Source organism: Ectobacillus soli (assembly GCF_042610425.1).
Classification (GTDB): Bacteria; Bacillota; Bacilli; order Bacillales; family Bacillaceae_G; genus Ectobacillus.
The window spans coordinates 1,514,421-1,532,735 of record NZ_JBGJZM010000001.1; the positions used below are offsets into that span (position 1 = coordinate 1,514,421).

At 39.2% G+C, this 18,315-nt stretch carries 17 protein-coding genes; 8 read left to right on the plus strand and 9 right to left on the minus strand.

The window, feature by feature from the left end:
* Window positions 1-1,287 (minus strand): substrate-binding domain-containing protein, encoded by a 1,287-nt coding sequence (locus ACAN53_RS07910; protein ID WP_379968761.1) that lies wholly within the window; start codon window positions 1,285-1,287, stop codon window positions 1-3.
* 372 nt (window positions 1,288-1,659) lie between these two features.
* Window positions 1,660-2,352 (minus strand): DUF3800 domain-containing protein, encoded by a 693-nt coding sequence (locus tag ACAN53_RS07915; protein ID WP_379968763.1) that lies wholly within the window; start codon window positions 2,350-2,352, stop codon window positions 1,660-1,662.
* A gap of 257 nt (window positions 2,353-2,609) precedes the next feature.
* Between ACAN53_RS07915 and ACAN53_RS07920 the strand changes: the two genes are divergently transcribed.
* Window positions 2,610-4,025 (plus strand): MBL fold metallo-hydrolase, encoded by a 1,416-nt coding sequence (locus ACAN53_RS07920; RefSeq protein ID WP_379968765.1) that lies wholly within the window; start codon window positions 2,610-2,612, stop codon window positions 4,023-4,025.
* A gap of 84 nt (window positions 4,026-4,109) precedes the next feature.
* On the opposite strand, the gene ACAN53_RS07925 is transcribed toward ACAN53_RS07920, so the two are convergent.
* Genes ACAN53_RS07925 through ACAN53_RS07935 form a run of 3 tightly spaced genes read right to left on the minus strand, consistent with a single transcriptional unit; the run spans window position 4,110 to window position 6,331 of the window.
* Window positions 4,110-4,829 (minus strand): amino acid ABC transporter ATP-binding protein, encoded by a 720-nt coding sequence (locus ACAN53_RS07925; RefSeq protein ID WP_379968767.1) that lies wholly within the window; start codon window positions 4,827-4,829, stop codon window positions 4,110-4,112.
* Window positions 4,822-5,478, minus strand: a complete 657-nt coding sequence (locus ACAN53_RS07930; RefSeq protein WP_379968769.1) for an amino acid ABC transporter permease — start codon at window positions 5,476-5,478, stop codon at window positions 4,822-4,824. The genes ACAN53_RS07925 and ACAN53_RS07930 overlap by 8 nt, the downstream gene beginning before the upstream one ends.
* 13 nt (window positions 5,479-5,491) lie before the next feature.
* Window positions 5,492-6,331, minus strand: a complete 840-nt coding sequence (locus ACAN53_RS07935; RefSeq protein ID WP_379968771.1) for a substrate-binding periplasmic protein — start codon at window positions 6,329-6,331, stop codon at window positions 5,492-5,494.
* Between the two features lie 679 nt (window positions 6,332-7,010).
* Here ACAN53_RS07935 and ACAN53_RS07940 point away from each other — a divergent pair.
* Entirely contained in the window at window positions 7,011-7,211 is a 201-nt protein-coding gene (locus ACAN53_RS07940; RefSeq protein WP_379968773.1) for a cold-shock protein, read from the plus strand.
* A 382-nt stretch (window positions 7,212-7,593) separates the two neighbouring features.
* Here ACAN53_RS07940 and ACAN53_RS07945 read toward each other — a convergent pair whose 3' ends face one another.
* The 3 genes from ACAN53_RS07945 to ACAN53_RS07955 are packed head-to-tail and all read right to left on the minus strand — an operon-like array spanning window position 7,594 to window position 8,666.
* A complete protein-coding gene (locus tag ACAN53_RS07945) occupies window positions 7,594-8,163 on the minus strand; it encodes a manganese catalase family protein (protein WP_379968775.1) in 570 nt (189 codons plus the stop codon).
* A 12-nt stretch (window positions 8,164-8,175) separates the two neighbouring features.
* The gene (locus tag ACAN53_RS07950) at window positions 8,176-8,439 is read right to left on the minus strand and encodes a spore coat protein CotJB (protein WP_379968777.1); all 264 of its coding nucleotides are present in this window, start codon (window positions 8,437-8,439) and stop codon (window positions 8,176-8,178) included.
* Between the two features lie 2 nt (window positions 8,440-8,441).
* Complete coding sequence (locus ACAN53_RS07955; RefSeq protein ID WP_379968779.1) at window positions 8,442-8,666, minus strand: spore coat associated protein CotJA; 225 nt, start codon at window positions 8,664-8,666, stop codon at window positions 8,442-8,444.
* Between the two features lie 247 nt (window positions 8,667-8,913).
* On the opposite strand from ACAN53_RS07955, the gene ACAN53_RS07960 reads away from it, so the two are divergent.
* The 3 genes from ACAN53_RS07960 to ACAN53_RS07970 are packed head-to-tail and all read left to right on the plus strand — an operon-like array spanning window position 8,914 to window position 12,993.
* Window positions 8,914-9,414 (plus strand): MarR family winged helix-turn-helix transcriptional regulator, encoded by a 501-nt coding sequence (locus tag ACAN53_RS07960; protein ID WP_379968781.1) that lies wholly within the window; start codon window positions 8,914-8,916, stop codon window positions 9,412-9,414.
* Entirely contained in the window at window positions 9,395-11,122 is a 1,728-nt protein-coding gene (locus ACAN53_RS07965; RefSeq protein ID WP_379968783.1) for an ABC transporter ATP-binding protein, read from the plus strand. The genes ACAN53_RS07960 and ACAN53_RS07965 overlap by 20 nt, the downstream gene beginning before the upstream one ends.
* Window positions 11,119-12,993 (plus strand): ABC transporter ATP-binding protein, encoded by a 1,875-nt coding sequence (locus ACAN53_RS07970; protein WP_379968785.1) that lies wholly within the window; start codon window positions 11,119-11,121, stop codon window positions 12,991-12,993. The genes ACAN53_RS07965 and ACAN53_RS07970 overlap by 4 nt, the downstream gene beginning before the upstream one ends.
* Before the next feature lie 47 nt (window positions 12,994-13,040).
* On the opposite strand, the gene ACAN53_RS07975 is transcribed toward ACAN53_RS07970, so the two are convergent.
* Window positions 13,041-13,865, minus strand: a complete 825-nt coding sequence (locus ACAN53_RS07975) for an aldo/keto reductase (protein ID WP_379968787.1) — start codon at window positions 13,863-13,865, stop codon at window positions 13,041-13,043.
* 538 nt (window positions 13,866-14,403) lie between these two features.
* Here ACAN53_RS07975 and adhP point away from each other — a divergent pair.
* From adhP to ACAN53_RS07990, 3 genes are all read left to right on the plus strand, one after another.
* Entirely contained in the window at window positions 14,404-15,414 is a 1,011-nt protein-coding gene (gene adhP / locus ACAN53_RS07980) for an alcohol dehydrogenase AdhP (RefSeq protein WP_379970281.1), read from the plus strand.
* An 87-nt stretch (window positions 15,415-15,501) separates the two neighbouring features.
* Window positions 15,502-16,971 carry an aldehyde dehydrogenase family protein gene (locus ACAN53_RS07985; RefSeq protein ID WP_379970282.1) on the plus strand — a complete coding sequence of 490 codons (1,470 nt, stop codon included), beginning with the start codon at window positions 15,502-15,504 and terminating at the stop codon, window positions 16,969-16,971.
* 183 nt (window positions 16,972-17,154) lie between these two features.
* A complete protein-coding gene (locus ACAN53_RS07990; RefSeq protein ID WP_379968789.1) occupies window positions 17,155-18,303 on the plus strand; it encodes an iron-containing alcohol dehydrogenase in 1,149 nt (382 codons plus the stop codon).
* Window positions 18,304-18,315: the final 12 nt, after the last annotated feature.

Consider the following 18,315-nt stretch of genomic DNA (forward strand, 5'->3'; position numbering starts at 1 on the left):
TTATGATTTTACGGTAAGTAAAAGCTGGTACAATATTTTCGGTCTTCCTTTTCCCCCCAAATGCTCCTCACCAATCGGGATTGCCAATCCTTTTTCCACAAAATACTTAAGAGTTCTCCGGCTGTTTCGTATTGTTTGACCCAGCTCATTGGCCAGCTCCTCAGCCGTTATTGTCGTTTTCCCTAACTTCTCAAGCACGTGAGACACACGCTTTATAACCATTGCCGATACATGATGCTGCTCTGCTAAGTGCTGAATCTCTACGTCATCTGTTCGATACGACTGCTCTTTATTATCAAACAAGTTAACAATTTGCTCTTCATCCAGCGTTAAGAAGCATTGATCATCCTCAAACCTCTTACAGTAGACCAGTGCCATTTTCGCACGCTCACCCGCTATTTGAGCTGTATTTCCAAATCCAAGCCCAATATGAACAGAATTTTGCGAGATAGATTTCAAATCACGAAGCAACTTCTCAATAAATGCGAAATCTCTTTTTTCAAGCATTCCTCTCGTTGAATAAAAAACAAACTGTGTACGATTCATTGCAAAAATATCAGCGTGTAGCTCCTTTGCATATGTAACAAGTTGACGATGTCGTTCTAGATGAATTCGCTGCCCTTCATACTCCGATTTATCAGGATCATCAAGAAAATGAATATGTCCTACGGCTATTTGAGATTTTTTAAAATAGTTGGAACTATCGAGCAATACAGCCCGTTGAATCCCCTCGCGAATTGCTGACTCCGTTGCTAGCACAAGTACGGCTGGAATTCCTTCACTTCTTAGTAGCTCAAACGTAGACAACACACACGTAATGGCACATCTCGTCTTTCCCCCCTCGTATAGTGATTTATGAAACGTAAAATACTGTTTACCCGTTCCATCAAGAGTAGGATACACATAAGCAGACGAAGAGGATAATCCCAAATCCTCATATACCCGATTGACGGTTTGCGGTAGAATCATATCTACACTAAGCTTTTCAATTGGAAGCTCTAATTGTACAAGCACATGAAGTAGTCCTCGGTAAAACGCTGCACCGTCATACGAAATGTAAAGCAATGGAGCCTTCACCTTGGGGTCTGATTCAGCTACATAATAGGGAACCGGTCCTCCAAATAAAACAACGTCCACTTCCTTCTGAGCAGCAAGCGTTAGTTCCAGTGCTTCTCGCTCCGATTTGTAAAAATAGTAGTTAAGCTCCACATCTGTAAATTCAGTGGACACCTCATCCAAAACCGGCTGTAATATACAATTTCCTACAAATCCAATTTTTGTTTTCATATCGTACCTCTTTAAAGGAAATGTCCTAAAATATCCTTTTTTAAAATCTATTATATCTAGTAACTTCTTGTTGATATAAAGATAGCAAAGAAACTAATCATTCACCACAATCTTGTTATATAATCTGACAGAACTTTTGAAATTATCTGTTTTTATTTCATGGAAATAAGTATGGGATAATACAAAGGAAAAAACAAAAAACCCCGACCATTTCAGATCGAGGTTGTGTATGAGTAGCTATACATCATATAGATGTCCTCACGGAAAGGAGCACATACAGTACTCTTACTAGGGTATAGCAATTCCGCAAGTCAGACAGTCACTCTTGTGCTGTAAGCTAATCATACACAATTTACTATAACCTGTAAAGATTCAATCATTCATTCCATCAGGAAGTTTTAAATGTGTATACCCAGATTTTAACAACCCACTAATATCTTTATTTTCCGATGAAATTTTAAACATAGAATTCGCTAAGAGATCCGCGGCTTGGATAAGATAATGGATGCGGGAATCTCTATACAAAACTCGAAAATCACAGACAAAAGAAGTCGGATCATATTTTTGATGAATTCGGTAGTGATTGTCCTCGTTAAAAATATTAAAGAGATAATCTTGCAAGGAGTCTTGGGCAGAATGAGCAATGTTTTGATGGTCTATTCGTAATTCGATAAATGTGCAATTCTGAGGTATTTTACATGTTATGATAAGCTCTTCAATCAACCTCTTAATGATATAATTTTTGTATCGTACGACGTCTTTTTTGGAACGAAAATCAATTCTTTGTAATGCTGACACCTTCACACTAACGAAAATTTGTTCACAAGAATACTTTGATAGTCTATTTAGCAGCCTTCTTCTGGTTGGAATATCCATTCTCGTTGTTTTTAACTCTTCCGTAATTCCTTGCTCCTTCTTTATGTTTTGCACAAACTTTGTGTAAGATGCATGAATCCCATGATAATCGGAATCCTTTACCAATAATCCCCCATACACAAAATAGTCCCCTACCGGATAATTGGGATGCAATTGTCCTGAATCGTCTAAGAAAATATAATATTTCATTCGATCACCATTTTTATCACAAAGTTAGGAATCTTTAATATACAGAACGTATTTTGCCTAAATCCTATTCGATGTTCTTTCTCAAACGTTGTTTTTCTCTAATTACTAAAAGTATACAACATAGAACATATGTTCGCTAATGTTTTTTAAAACAACTTTGCCAATCCTAATATTTTTCCTTTGCTTTTATACCCCACTAGGTATATTATGAGTATAACAAAGCAAGAACCTATTTTAACTTACAAGGAGGAAGATATATGTTTTTTCGTTATTTTTTCGATGAACGTTTAGCTCATTCTTCATATATGGTTGGCTGTCAAAGAACAGGAGAAGCGATTATCGTTGATCCAGGTAGAAACGTAACACCTTATTTTGAAGTTGCAGAAAAAGAAGGATTACACATAACTGCAGCAACTGAAACACATATTCATGCCGATTTTCTATCTGGTGCACGTGAATTAGCAAAGCGCCACAATGTAAAATTGTATCTCTCTGATGAAGGGGATGAAAACTGGAAATACCAATATGTAGATGATATCGATCATAAACTCGTTCGTGATGGTTCTGTTTTTCAAGTAGGGAATATTTCATTTGAGGTTATGCACACACCAGGACATACCCCTGAAAGTATTTCATTCCTTTTAACGGATAAAGGCGGAGGCTCTTCGGTACCAATGGGTATCTTTACCGGTGACTTCGTATTTGTTGGAGATGTTGGTAGACCAGACCTTCTTGAAAAGGCAGCTGGAATTGTAGGAACAGCAAATATCGGTGCAAAACAAATGTTCCATTCGCTAGAACGCTTCAAAACGCTTCCTGAACACTTGCAAGTATGGCCCGCTCATGGAGCAGGGAGCGCATGCGGAAAGGCATTAGGTGCCGTTCCTCTTTCTACCGTTGGCTACGAGCTACGAAACAACTGGGCCTTGCAATATAAGGAGGAAGAACCCTTTGTAAAAGCATTACTGTCTGGGCAACCTGAACCACCAAAGTATTTCGCAATGATGAAAAAGTTAAACAAAGTAGGTCCAAACCTACTATCAGATGAAGCCGTTATGAAATACAATACGATTGAACAAGTAAAAGATAGCATCAATGAAAAAACAATTGTTATCGATACACGTCCTGCAGCAGATTTCCGAAATGGACATATGAACGGCGCTATTAATATTCCATTTAATAAATCCTTTACAAACTGGGCCGGATGGGTTGTTCGATATGATCAAGAGATGATATTGATTGCAGAAGAAGTAAAGCTAGCTAACATTCTAGAAGCTCTTCAATCCATTGGACTAGATCAAGTTAAAGGATATATCAATGTTGATGTTGCAAAACAATCTGCGTACATGACAGAAAGCTACGAAAACATTGATCCAAAACAATTAAGTCAGTTACTAAAACAAGAAGATACATTCTTGCTAGATGTTCGTAACCAATCCGAATGGGATGAAAGCCATATTGAACAAGCGCATCATTACATGCTAGGCTACTTATCAGACCGCATTTCCGAGCTTCCAAAGGATAAAACATTAGTTGTACAATGTCTATCTGGCGCTCGTTCTGCTATTGCCACAAGTATTCTACAAGCCAACGGCTTTAAACATGTTATAAACCTAGCAGATGGGTTTAAGGGATGGACAAAGGAACGGATGCCGGTTGTAAGTGGGAAGTAATACTATATAAAACGTTCGTATTCAAAGTGCAATGAAAAATGCCGCATTCTTTTCAGTTCAAAAGAATGCGGCATTTTCTTCCTATCATAAAATTCTACTTAAAAAGGTTTGTGTTCTCTCTTCACGTGGATGAAGCAGCACTTCATCCGGCGAACCCATCTCCACAATTTGACCAGCATCCATAAAAATAACACGATCCGCAACTTCCCGCGCAAAACCCATTTCATGTGTAACAACAATCATTGCCATTCCTTCCGACGCAACCTGCTTCATTACACCTAATACATCTCCGACAAGTTCGGGATCAAGGGCGGACGTCGGCTCATCAAAGAGAATACATCTCGGTTCCATCGCAAGTGATCTGGCAATGGCTACACGTTGCTGCTGTCCTCCCGATAATTGATGAGGATGGGCATCTAATTTGTTTCCAAGCCCTACTTTATTCAGTAGTTCTGCAGCCAATTCTTTAGCCCTATCTTTATTCATTTTCTTAACCCAAACGGGGCCTTCCATTACATTCTCCAAAACAGTGCGGTGAGGAAACAAATTAAACCGTTGAAACACCATTCCGATTTCTGTGCGAATAGATTGTAATTTTTTCTTATTTAGCAAAGACTCATTTTGATATAAGATGTCCCCTCCTTCAATCGTTTCTAAACCATTGATGCATCGTAAAATCGTACTTTTCCCCGATCCACTCGGTCCAATAATAACAACCTTCTCCTGCTTTTCAATCTCTAAATTGATGTCAAATAATACTTGATGCGTTCCAAAACATTTCGTAACATTCTTTAGCTCAATCATGCAGTCTCAACCCCCTTTCCAAACGACCAGCAACAATCATAAGCAAAGAAGTGACGATTAGGTACAAGAAAGCAATGACTGTATACACTTCAAAACTACGGAATGTTGTCACAATCACTTGTTCTCCAGTATGAAATAATTCCGTAATCGTCAAAAGCGAAACCATCGAAGAATTTTTAATCGTCATAATAAATTGATTGACCATTGGTGGAATCATCACCTTTACTGCTTGCGGTGCTATAACCCGATACATCGTCATAAATTTAGACATACCAAGCGACTCTGCTGCTTCCCTTTGTCCTTTATCAATCGATTGAATACCAGAACGAACAATTTCAGTTGCATAAGCTCCTGTATTTAATGATAATCCTAATACCGCTGCTTGCATCGGTTCCAAGCGAATCCCTAGTTGAGGCAACCCAAAATACAAGATAAATAATTGCACAAGTAAAGGCGTACCCCGAAAAATCCAAACATATAAAAATGCGATTTTATTAATTATAAAATTGGGGGAGAGGCGAGCAACCCCTCCCAGAATAGAGAATATAACCCCAATACTTAAGGAATAAAATGATAATTCTATTGTTTTCCATAATCCTTGTAAAAATATTGGCAGAAAGGGGATCATGTCTGCATAATGTAAAGTCATTCAAACCCCTCCTTTATTTCAACCACTTATCAAATAGTTTGCTTTCATCGCCACTATCCTTCATAGTTTTAATTTCATTATTTACAAACTTCAGTAAGTCATCCTGTCCCTTGCTTACACCAATTCCTAATGAAGCTTTTGTAAATGCTTGTCCGACAATTTCTAATTTACTGTCTGGATTTTGTTTGTTATATCCCATTTGATTTAAATAATCATTAAATGCTACATCAACGCGGCCCAGCTGTAAATCCATCAAATAATCAGTCGTATCTTTATACGATTTAATAGTCAATTTCGTGCCTTTCGCTACCAAATCTTTAGCCGCTTGTTCACTTGCTGCACCTGCTTTAACCCCTACCGTTTTACCATTCAAATCATCTAAACTTTTGATAGAAGTATCATCTTTCCGTTTGACTAACACCATACCGGTGTCACTATAAGAATCAGACATGTCGATAACTTTTTTACGGTCATCTGTTACATACATCGCTGCAATAACAAGATCGGCCTGTCCATTTTGCAAAGTTGGTATTAATGAAGTAAACTGCATTTCCTTCCATTCAACAGTAACTCCTAATTTATCAGCTAACTTCTTCCCAAGATCAATATCATAACCTACTAAATTATTGCTTCCTTTTTCATGGTACTCAAACGGATAGTAATTTCCCGTTGCAATAACAAGTTTTCCACTTTTCTTGATTTTATCGATGGTTGGTCCAGATATTGCAGTACTAGCATCTGTTGACTTCGTTGTATCGGCAGTTATCGGTGCTTTTGTTGAATTGCTACAAGCTGTAAGAATTGCTAGTGTCAAAATAATTAAATATAAGGAAATTTTCTTAAAACTAAACATGTTTTATTGCCCCTCTCGAACCATCATTTTTTTGTTTTTCATGCTTCTTCTTTGTTCGCTGGATGTTCCTACCTCACCTAAAATCGACTACAGCACACCATCAATTCATAGCAAACAACTTTATAGCCGTATGCCCAATTGATTTAAAGGAAATGTCCTAAAATATCCTTTTTAAAATGCAATCATGAAACTGAAATCCTTAAGTTGTTTTAAAGATATCAGAAACAAAATTCGACAACCACAAGTGTGTTATATAATCTAACATTGTTTTTTGAATTGTCTGATTATATCTTAAAAAATAATGGTAGCAGTCCATCTCCGTCCGTTAGTGTCGTTAGATAGAATCAATTGTGTGAAATTTTATATACAAAGCCATTCTACCTATATGTCACACATCACTATTTTCTTTACATACAGATTGTACATCTGCTCCTATCCGCAATATTAATCTCTACATTTTTCTATCGTAATTTTCTTTCTTATGGAATTTCCACCTATTATGTAAAATTTTATATATTTTTACGGTATTAACTCTTGCAATATCATCCATTCCCTGTTATATTTAAAAAGAATTATTTTTGTTCGGCAAGGTATGTTAAGTGAACAACTTTCAATCTTGAAGATTTGAGCAAGGATAGTAACACATTGTGTGCATCGCACACGCCTGGAGGCAACAACAATGGAACAAGGTAAAGTAAAATGGTTTAACGCAGACAAAGGTTTTGGCTTCATCGAACGCGAAGGTGGAGACGATGTATTCGTACATTTCTCAGCAATCCAAAGTGAAGGCTTTAAATCTTTAGATGAAGGTCAAGCAGTTACATTCGACGTAGAACAAGGTCAACGTGGACCTCAAGCTACAAACGTTCGTAAAGCTTAATTTAAATCGACATCTTTAACAGACTCTACTTGTAGAGTCTGTTTTTTGTTGTTTCTAACCCAACTAAAAAATCCCTATTCACGAATGAATAGGGAATATACGTGCAAGTAAAGTAAAATGGTAGCTTAAGTATAGCATAGTATCTTTACACTACCTAATTATTTTTACTAAAATTAGTTACGTTAAAAAACTCAAATCGCTATCTCGTATTATATAAAATGAACAAACACCTTCTACATAAACTGAGATGATACACTCCTAGAAAAATTTCAGATATAAAGACACCGTCTTATGCAGGATATCATCTGCACAAGAGGTGTCTTTGAGCCTTCATTAATGAAAGGCACTGAAACCAATCTAAGTTTTCTATTTTAAACTTAGATTAGAAAATCGTCTTCTTATCTTGTTCTTCTTTTAATATTTCAACGGCCTCCCGAAATCGTTGAGAATGAATGATTTCTCTTTCTCTTAAAAACTGTAAACTATCATTAATGTCAGGATCATCGGATAAGTTTATCAGCCATTGATAGGTTGCACGTGCCTTTTCTTCTGCCGCAATATCTTCATATAAGTCAGCAATAGGATCACCTTTTGCTTGGATAAAGGTTGTAGTAAACGGGACACCCGCCGCATTATGATAAAACAATGCACTATTATGATTCGCATAATGACCATCCAAGCCAGCCTCTTTCATTTGTTCCGGTGTCGCGTCTTTTGTCAGCTTATAAATCATTGTTGCAATCATTTCAAGATGCGCAAATTCTTCCGTTCCAATATCCGTAAGCAAGCCAATGACTTTATCCGGAATCGTATAACGTTGATTTAAGTATCGAAGAGCGGCTGCCAATTCCCCATCTGCTCCCCCGTATTGCTCAATTAAGTATTTCGCAAGTCTAGGATTACACTTACTGACCTTCACAGGATATTGTAACTTTTTCTCATAAATCCACATTGTTCTTGCCTCCTATGCTTGCCATGGCCAAGGACTCTGCCCCCACTTCCATTCCCCCTCTGACGTGCTATTTCCATATTGCAAAAGCGGGCCAAACTTCGATTCAAACACCTGCTTCACCTGTCTTTGGTACTTTGCAAAATGATTAAATTGTTCCAATGCTTGCGCATCGTGCGGGTGAGTATCCAAGTACAAGGTCAGATCCACTAATACGAAATCTACAGCTTGGATATCTGCAAGTAGAGAATAATATTCATCTGGTAAAGATTCATGCATCGCTATTCCCTCCTGCTTTGATATGGATTCTCATAATAATCATAGAAGGCAGGCCATAAAGTTCCTTTTTTAAGTGCGTCAACTGGCGAAAATTGGGGCAAATTTACTGGCTGAAAACCAATATATAAATGGGGCGGTGTAGAATAATACTTCTTCCCGATAGGAGGACAAGGATCGCTTTGAGCATGATAAGGAACGTACACTTTCGTGTTCGAAAAATTAGTCATCTTATCTTTAGCACCTCCCTAAATACAGTTCACATTATTGTATTCCTCCTACCCAAATGATATGAATCAGAAATCCCCCCTATTTATACAGCAGATAGCGATTGCGGTGCGATCTACCTGAATCATTTCTTTATTCTTGACATCTTTCTTCGATGAAATTACGATATAATTAACAATATTAATTATTCATTATTGAATGGTTTTATTAAGAACAGTTCACGTAGGAATAAAATTGAGGTGATATAGTATGGAAATAAAAAATGAAGAGTTGGAGCTAACTCGCGTTATTCTAACATCTTTTTTTCGTATTCATCGACATTTTGGTAAATGGCTCCACGCTACGATGATAAATAATGACTTAAATGTCCCACAATTCATTATTTTGCAATCAATGCCACCCGGACAAATCGTTCCGCAAAAAATAGTAGGTAAGAAGCTTTTGTTTCCCAAAAGTACACTTAGCTCCAGTGTAGATGGATTAGTTTCACTTGGATTTTTACAACGAATCATTTCTGAGGAAAATCGCAGAGAAGTATCTCTCCTAGTAACGGAAGCCGGGAAAGAAAAGTTACAAGCTGTCTACAACGATCCGGATGGCTTACATCAAAAAATGACTGCTATTTTAACACAGTATCCTAAAGAATCAATCGATATATTACTAGAGATGCATAGTCAATTATATGAATTGATGCTCCAGGAAGAAACAACAGAGATAGGAGGCAAGGCAAGTGATAAAACTCTTTCGTAATTTAAAGCCGTTTACTTGGATGATCGCGGGTGTACTTATATTTGTATTTATTCAAACAATGTCTGATCTCTATTTACCGACATTAATGTCTGACATTATTAATTCAGGTGTTGTGAAAGGCGATGTAGATTACATCTTAAGAATTGGCGGCATTATGCTAGGCGTTGCTGCTGGCGGTGCTATTTTCTCTGTATTTGCAAGCTATTTCTCCTCAAAGATAGCGATGGGATTTGGCCGCAACTTGCGTAAAAAAGTATTCTCGCGAGTAGAAGCGTTTTCCCTACAAGAGTTTGATAAGATTGGCACAGCTTCCTTAATTACACGTACAACGAATGATATTACACAAGTACAACAGGTGTTAATCATGATGATGCGAATGGTGTTAAGTGCACCGATTATGTTTGTCGGAGGCATCATTATGGCAGTATCAAAGGATGCCAAACTATCCCTCATCATTGTAGCCATCACACCTATTCTTGTACTAACGATTGTCCTTACGATGTATAGAGCTTTACCACTTTTTAAAATCGTACAAAAAAAGCTCGATAAACTGAATTTAATTCTTCGTGAAAATTTAACAGGCGTTCGCGTCATTCGCTCCTTTAACCGTGAATCGTATGAACAGACACGTTTTGACGTAGCAAATCATGATTTAACAGACGTTTCCATTCGCGTGAATAAAATCATGGCGTTTATCATGCCGATCATGATGTTAATTATGAACATGGCAACAATCGCTGTTCTTTGGTTTGGTAGTATTCGAATCGATAGCGGCAGTATGCAAATAGGTGATTTATTTGCGTTTATCCAATACGTTGCACAAATTATGTTTGCTCTCATCATGGCATCTATCATGTTTGTTATGGTTCCCCGTGCTTCGGCTTCAGCAGATCGGATTAATGAAGTGCTCGCTATGGAGCCAAGTATCGTTGATCCAGAAGAAGCGTTGGGAACAGAAACAAGTAAGGGTGATATTGTGTTCGACCACGTTACATTTAGTTATCCAGGAGCCGAACGACCTGCGCTATCCGATATTTCCTTCCACGCCAAGCCAGGACAAATTACTGCCATTATTGGCGGTACAGGTTCAGGAAAATCGACACTTGTAAATTTAATACCCAGATTTTACGATATCGATTCAGGTACGATTCGCTTGAACGGAGCAGATATTAACGAAATGAAGCAAGCCGACATTCGTTCTAAAATTGGGTTTGTTCCGCAAAAAGCCGTTTTATTTTCCGGCACGGTCAATGAAAATATTCGATACGGGAAAGAAGATGCAACACCAGAAGAAATTGTGCACGCAGCGAAAATTGCACAGGCTGCTGACTTTATCGTTCAAATGCAGGAAGGCTACGAATCACCAATTACCCAAGGCGGTTCGAATCTTTCGGGTGGACAAAAACAACGTCTATCCATTGCAAGAGCATTGGTTCGTAAACCGGATATTTATATTTTTGATGATAGCTTTTCTGCACTAGACTATAAAACGGATGCAAACCTACGCGCTGCACTAAAAGCAGAAACGAAAGAAGCAACCGTACTAATCGTTGCACAACGTGTGAGTACCGTCTTACATGCTGATCAAATTATCGTGTTAGATGGTGGAAAAGTTGAAGGAATTGGTAACCATGCAGAGCTGTTAGAATGCTGTACGGTATATCGTGAAATCGTTGAATCGCAGTTGTCAGAGGAGGAGATTGCATGAGTGAATCAAAACAACAGTCTCAGCAAGGGCGCCCAGTAGGGCCTGGTCATGGTCCTGGCGGCGGGATGATGGTACAAGGAGCTAAGGTAAAGGATTTTAAAGGGACACTCAAACGTTTGCTTATCTATTTAAAGCCTCGCCGCATTAAATTGTTTGTGGTTTTTCTTACTGCGATTCTTAGTACGATTTTCATGATTGTCGGCCCTAAGCTAATGGGGAATGTAACGACCAAGCTGTTTGAAGGCGTTATATTGAAAATGAAAGGAATTCCTGGAGCTAAAATTGATTTTACCTATATCGGGAACGTACTGTTTCTTCTCGTTGGTCTTTATCTACTGAGCGCCTTATTCAGCTACTTCCAGCAATATCTTATGTCCGATGTTGCCCAAAAAACAGTGTATGATTTGCGACTTGAGGTCAATAAGAAACTAGCAAGACTTCCCCTTAAGTATTATGATGAACACGCACACGGTGATACATTAAGCCGTGTTACGAATGATATCGATACGATTGGAAGTACGTTACAACAAAGTATTACGCAGTTTATTACTTCTTTTGTAACGATTATCGGGATCATTATTATGATGCTCACAATCAGTCCGATGCTTACGTTAATCAGCGTTGTAGTAGTGCTCCTATCCGTTTTCGTGCTCGGACCAATTATGAAACGGTCGCAAACGTATTTTGCCAACCAACAACAGTCTCTTGGTCAATTAAATGGTCATATTGAAGAAATGTATAACGGTCACAATATCATTAAAGCCTTTGGCCATGAAGACAAAGCGAAAGTAGAATTTGATGAAGTGAATGCGAAATTATACGATGCAGGCTGGCGTGCACAATTTATATCAGGAATCATCATGCCACTTATGTCTTTTGTCAGTAACCTCGGCTACGTTGCCATTGCCGTAGTTGGCGGAATTTACGTAACAAAAGGGTTTATTCAAATCGGAGATATCCAAGCGTTCATTCAATATTCCAGACAATTTTCTCAGCCAATTGCGCAAACTGCAAATATTGCAAACATTATTCAATCTACGATTGCTGCAGCAGAGCGTGTCTTCGAAGTGCTAGATGAAGAAGAAGAAGTAACAGAAACAAAAGATCCAGCTAACATAGCTTTTGCCAAAGGGGAAGTCCGCTTTGAACATGTACATTTCGGCTACAAACCAGATTTCCTGCTCTTCAACGATATAAATATCAATGTACTACCTGGTCAAACGGTAGCAATTGTCGGTCCAACAGGTGCCGGAAAAACGACATTAATAAATTTACTTATGCGCTTTTATGAAACGAATAGCGGCACAATTAAAATTGATGGCATTGATACGCTAAATATGTCTCGGGATGACCTTCGCAAAACATTCGGAATGGTTCTGCAAGACACATGGCTCTTTAACGGGACAATCAAGGATAATATTGCTTATGGACAATTGGATGCGACAGACGAAGAAGTCTTTAAGGCAGCGGAGGCTGCGCATGCTGATCAGTTCATTCGTACCCTTCCTGATGGGTATGAGACCGTATTAAATGAAGATGCTTCGAATATTTCACAAGGACAGCGGCAGCTTCTCACGATTGCCCGTGCAATCTTAGCAAATCCGCCAATCATGATTTTAGATGAGGCAACAAGCAGCGTAGATACACGAACAGAAATCTATATTCAAAAAGCAATGAATACGTTGATGCAAGGTCGCACAAGTTTTGTTATTGCTCACCGCCTCTCTACCATCAAGGATGCAGACTTAATTTTAGTCATGAACAAAGGGACAATCATTGAACAAGGAACACATCATGAACTGCTCGAACAAAACGGCTTCTATGCTGACTTGTACAATAGCCAGTTCGGCGAAGAAATACCGGCTGTATAAGGAAAGAAGCTTAAGTGGAATATCCGCTTAAGCTTCTTTTTTTCTTCTTAGAAATTAAAATTGTCTGGATCGGCCCCTAATCGGATGCCTGTTTCAAGGCTGTCCACTTTCTTCATATCCTCTTCTGTTAACTCAAAATCAAAAATTGTAATGTTTTCCTTGATTCTAGCAGCATTTACCGATTTTGGAATAGCAATGACGCCGTTTTGATAGTGCCACCGCAAAATAACCTGTGCTGGCGATTTTCCGTTCTTCTCCCCTATTTCTTGAAATATAGGATGATTGAGCGCATCTTTCCCGCGTAGGATCGGCCCCCACGCTTCAATTTGTATTCCCTTCTCTTTGCAATATGTACGAAGTTCCTTTTGATTAAAGAGTGGATGAAGCTCGACTTGATTTACCGCAGGAACATACTTCTCCCCTTCTAACTCGCGGAGATGATGAATGTTAAAGTTACATACACCAATTGCTTTCACTTTTCCTTCGTCATACAAATGCTCAAGTGCTCGCCACGTTTCGACGAACTTTCCTTTCACCGGCCAGTGTACAAGATAGAGATCGAGGTATTCGGTTTGAAGCTTCTTTAAAGAATCTTCAAATGCTTGTAACGTACTTTCATATCCTTGATCAGAGTTCCATACTTTTGTCGTAAGAAACAATTCTTCTCTCTTCACGCCGCTTTCTTTTATTGCTGTTCCTACTCCCTTTTCATTTGCATAAAACGAAGCCGTATCGATAAGTCGGTAGCCAATGCGGATTGCTTCCTTCACCGCCTCTACCGTTTGATTACCATCTTCCATTTTGTATACGCCAAGTCCGAGTGCAGGCATAGCTAGTCCGTTGTTTAAAGTGAAGCTTGGGGTTGATGCCATGGGATGGATCCTCCTTTTTAAAGTAATTATCACGCAATTACTATCAGAACGGATATGTTCTGTTCATCTGTAATTATACTTCAACTTTAATACAAAAAATAACAAAATCTGCTATGAAGGTGCTGAAAATATCATTCAGCGAAAGCTTTGATGAGCGTAATGTAGGATGTTGGGGCGTTGTGGTAACTAAAGTTCGGGATTGGTTACCGCCCTCCTTGATTTTCACATGTAGCAAACATCAATCCGCCTTTTATATTCCTGTCGCATCGTAAAATCTACTTTCACCACCCATTTACGAAAGATGTCTTTTGAACGGAATCCTCCTGCTCATTATCGAAACATCCAACATCTCGGCATCTCTTCCATTTTTTCGGTACAATATGCCAATAATCCGGCACATCGATTCAATAGAAAGCTACAAAATCCCATTTGTAAACGTTTTAAAAACTGGCACACTACTTGCATATATAAAGAATGAACACCAAAAAGGGTGGGAAAGGGGATGTTGTCCATGTGTTCGAATCACAACGATAGAACGATGAAAGCAGCTGTAGTAAATGAGTTTAAACAGCAGCTTGAAATCAAAGAAGTGCCTATACCTGAAATCGGGTACGGAGAAATTCTTGTGAAAATTAAAGCGTGCGGAGTTTGTCATACAGACTTGCATGCGGCAAATGGGGATTGGCCCGTAAAACCAAAACTTCCTCTTATTCCAGGTCATGAAGGCGTTGGAATTGTGGAAGAAGTTGGCGAAGGCGTTACTGCTATTAAAGTCGGAGATCGTGTTGGTGTTCCTTGGCTATATTCCGCTTGCGGGGAATGTGAATATTGTTTAACAGGGCGTGAAACGTTGTGCCCTCATCAATTAAATGCAGGTTATTCCGTAGATGGCGGTTATGCCGAATATTGCAAGGCACCTGCCAACTATGTTGTCAAAATTCCAGAACACCTTGATTTTGCTGAAGTTTCCCCTATTTTCTGTGCGGGGGTAACGACCTATAAAGCATTAAAGGTATCCGAAGCAAAACCAGGAGATTGGGTAGCTATATATGGAATCGGTGGACTCGGTCATGTTGCTTTGCAATATGCCAAGGCGATGGGATTCAACGTAATCGCGATTGATATTCAAGACGACAAACTAGAACTTGCTAAGGAATTGGGAGCCGACATTACCATTAATGGATTAAACATAGACCCCGTCAGAGCAATTCAAGAGAAAGTAGGCGGTGTTCAATCCGCAATTAGCGTTGCTGTCACGAGAAAAGCCTTTGAACAAGCGTACCGCTCAGTGAAACGTGGCGGCACGTTAGTAGTAGTCGGACTTCCAAATGACGAATTACCAATTCCAATTTTTGATACCGTGCTAAATGGGGTAACTGTCAAAGGCTCAATTGTCGGGACGAGAAAGGATTTACAGGAGGCACTTGCGTTTGCTGCCCAAGGAAAAGTACGCACGAACATCGAAACCCAGCCGTTGGATTCGATTAATGATGTATTTCATCGGTTGGAAACAGGAAATATTAATGGCCGTGTTGTCCTAACGATGTAACCTGCGAGAAAGTATAAAAACATAGATTAGAAAACGATTTCTAAAAGAATGGGAGAGATGAAAATGACAAATGCAGGAACAACTGAAATGGGATTAAGTCCAAGATTGGTAGCATTTTTACAAGGTGTGAAAAGGCTGTATATAAACGGGGAATGGGTACACTCAGTTTCCGAGAAAACGTTTGAAACTCTTAACCCTGCAACAGGCGAAACGTTAGCCTATGTTGCAGAAGCCGGTCCTGAAGATATTGATTTGGCTGTCCGTGCGGCAAGACAAGCATTTGATCACGGACCATGGTCAAAGATGGGAACAGCCGAAAGAAGTCATTTGATCTATAAGCTTGCGGATTTAATGGAAGAGCATAAGCTAGAGCTTGCACAACTTGAAACATTGGATAATGGAAAACCAATTCGCGAAACGTCGAATGCAGACATTCCTTTAGCAATCGAACATTTCCGCTACTTTGCAGGCTGGGCAACGAAAATGGTAGGACAAACCATTCCTGTGCAAGGCAATTATTTCAACTACACGCGCCATGAAGCCGTTGGTGTTGTTGGGCAAATCATACCGTGGAACTTCCCATTATTAATGGCTACTTGGAAACTTGGTGCTGCTCTTGCGACAGGTTGCACTGTTGTCTTAAAACCAGCGGAACAAACACCGCTATCTGCTCTGTATTTAGCAACATTAATCGAAGAAGCTGGATTTCCGAAAGGTGTTGTGAATATTGTTCCTGGCTTTGGATTAACTGCTGGTTCACCGCTCGTTGATCATCCATTAGTCGACAAGATTGCCTTTACCGGTTCCACAGCGGTTGGAAAATATATTATGAGACAAGCAAGTGAATCCTTAAAGCGTGTCACACTGGAGCTTGGCGGAAAATCGCCAAACATAATTTTACCTGATGCTGATCTTTCAAGCGCTGTTCCAGGTTCCTTAATGGGTATTATGTTTAACCAAGGTCAAGTATGCTGTGCTGGTAGTCGTTTATATGTTCAAAAGGATATGTACGATAATGTAGTGGCTGATTTGGCCTCCCTTACAAAAACAATTAACCAAGGTAATGGGTTATTACAAGACACAACAATGGGTCCTCTCATTTCAGCAGCGCAACAAACCCGCGTAAAAAATTATATTGATAAAGGTATTGAGGAAGGTGCTGAAGTGTTGGCAGGTGGTACGATTCCGTATAATCAAGGCTACTTTGTTGCACCGACAATCTTTGCCGATGTAAATCATTCAATGACCATTGCAAAGGAAGAAATTTTCGGTCCTGTTGTTGCTGCGATGCCATTTGATGATATAGATGATTTAATCGCAAAAGCAAATGATTCGGATTACGGTTTAGCTGCTGGTGTTTGGACCCAAGATATTAAAAAGGCTCATTACTTAGCACATCGTATTAAAGCAGGAACGGTTTGGGTTAATTGCTATAATGTATTCGATGCAGCTAGTCCATTCGGAGGTTATAAGCAATCCGGGATTGGTCGTGAAATGGGTAGCTATGCACTAACAAACTATACAGAAGTGAAGAGTGTCTGGGTAAACATGGACTAAGTCCCTTCCCCAGGCTCTACTCAAAACGTTGACGTGTACGATTCCAATCGTACACTTTTTTTGTTTTCGTGCGTTTTTATGCAGCTAAAAGAAATTTTTCTTACAATTAGCCAGAATTAAACAGGAATTTACATATTTTACGGATAAGTTAGTATAAACACAATTTTCCTATAGGTGGTAATTATGAGAATTAATAAATTTGTAACTCCCGAAATTATATTTGGTAAAAATGCAATCAAACAAGCTGGGGACGCCTGCTTAAGGCTTGGAGCAAAAAAAGTATTAATCGTGAGTGATGATGGGGTTGCCAAAGCTGGATGGCTGGAGACGGTTATTGCCATCTGTAAAGAGTCTCAACTATCATTTGCAACATTTATTGATGTAACAATAAATCCAAATGATACAGAAGTTTCTATGGGATGTCATGCTTTTATAGAAAATGAATGTGATGCCATTATCGGTGTGGGAGGTGGCAGCGCATTAGACGTAGCAAAAGCTATTGCCATACTTGCGACAAACGGCGGAAAAATCAGCGACTATGAAGGGGTTGATAAAATCGATAAGCCTCTTCCCCCGATGATTATGATTATGACAACAGCTGGTTCAGGCTCTGAAGTATCTCAGTTTTCTGTCATTGTAGACGCAGCGCGAAAAAAGAAAATGACAATTATCTCGAAAACATTGGTACCTGATATTGCCATTGTTGACCCATATACCCTGGTAACGAAAGATAGTAGTTTAACAGCGTCAACTGGGATGGATGTGCTCACACATTCTATTGAAGCTTATGTTAGTATAGCTGCTACACCGTTAACAGATGTGCAAGCTAAAAACGCGCTTTCCCTTGTCTCAACCTACTTACGTCCATCTGTAGCTTCTAAAACAAATGAAGAAGCAAAGGAAGCAATGGCAATGGCCAGTTTGCAGGCGGGACTTGCCTTTTCAAATGCTATTTTAGGTGCTGCCCATGCCATTTCTCACGCGATTGGAGGAAAATTACCCTTGTCACATGGTGAAATTAATGCTATCTTACTTCCTCATGTAATGGAGTTTAATTTTATCGCTTCTCCTAGGAGGTTTACAAAAATAGCAGAATGTATGGGAATCGATACAAGAGCTATAACAGAGCGAGAAGCTGGGAATGCCGCCATTCAATTTGTAAAAGAATTATCCTATGATATCGGAACACCGCAGCGCCTCTGCGATGTAGGAATTACAGAAGAAATACTTGATACAACAAGCCAAGCTGCTCTTGAAGATGCTTGTATGATTACGAATCCCCGCGATATGACTCTTACACAGGTAAAGGATTTACTAAAACATGCACTATAAGGCGGTGAACAA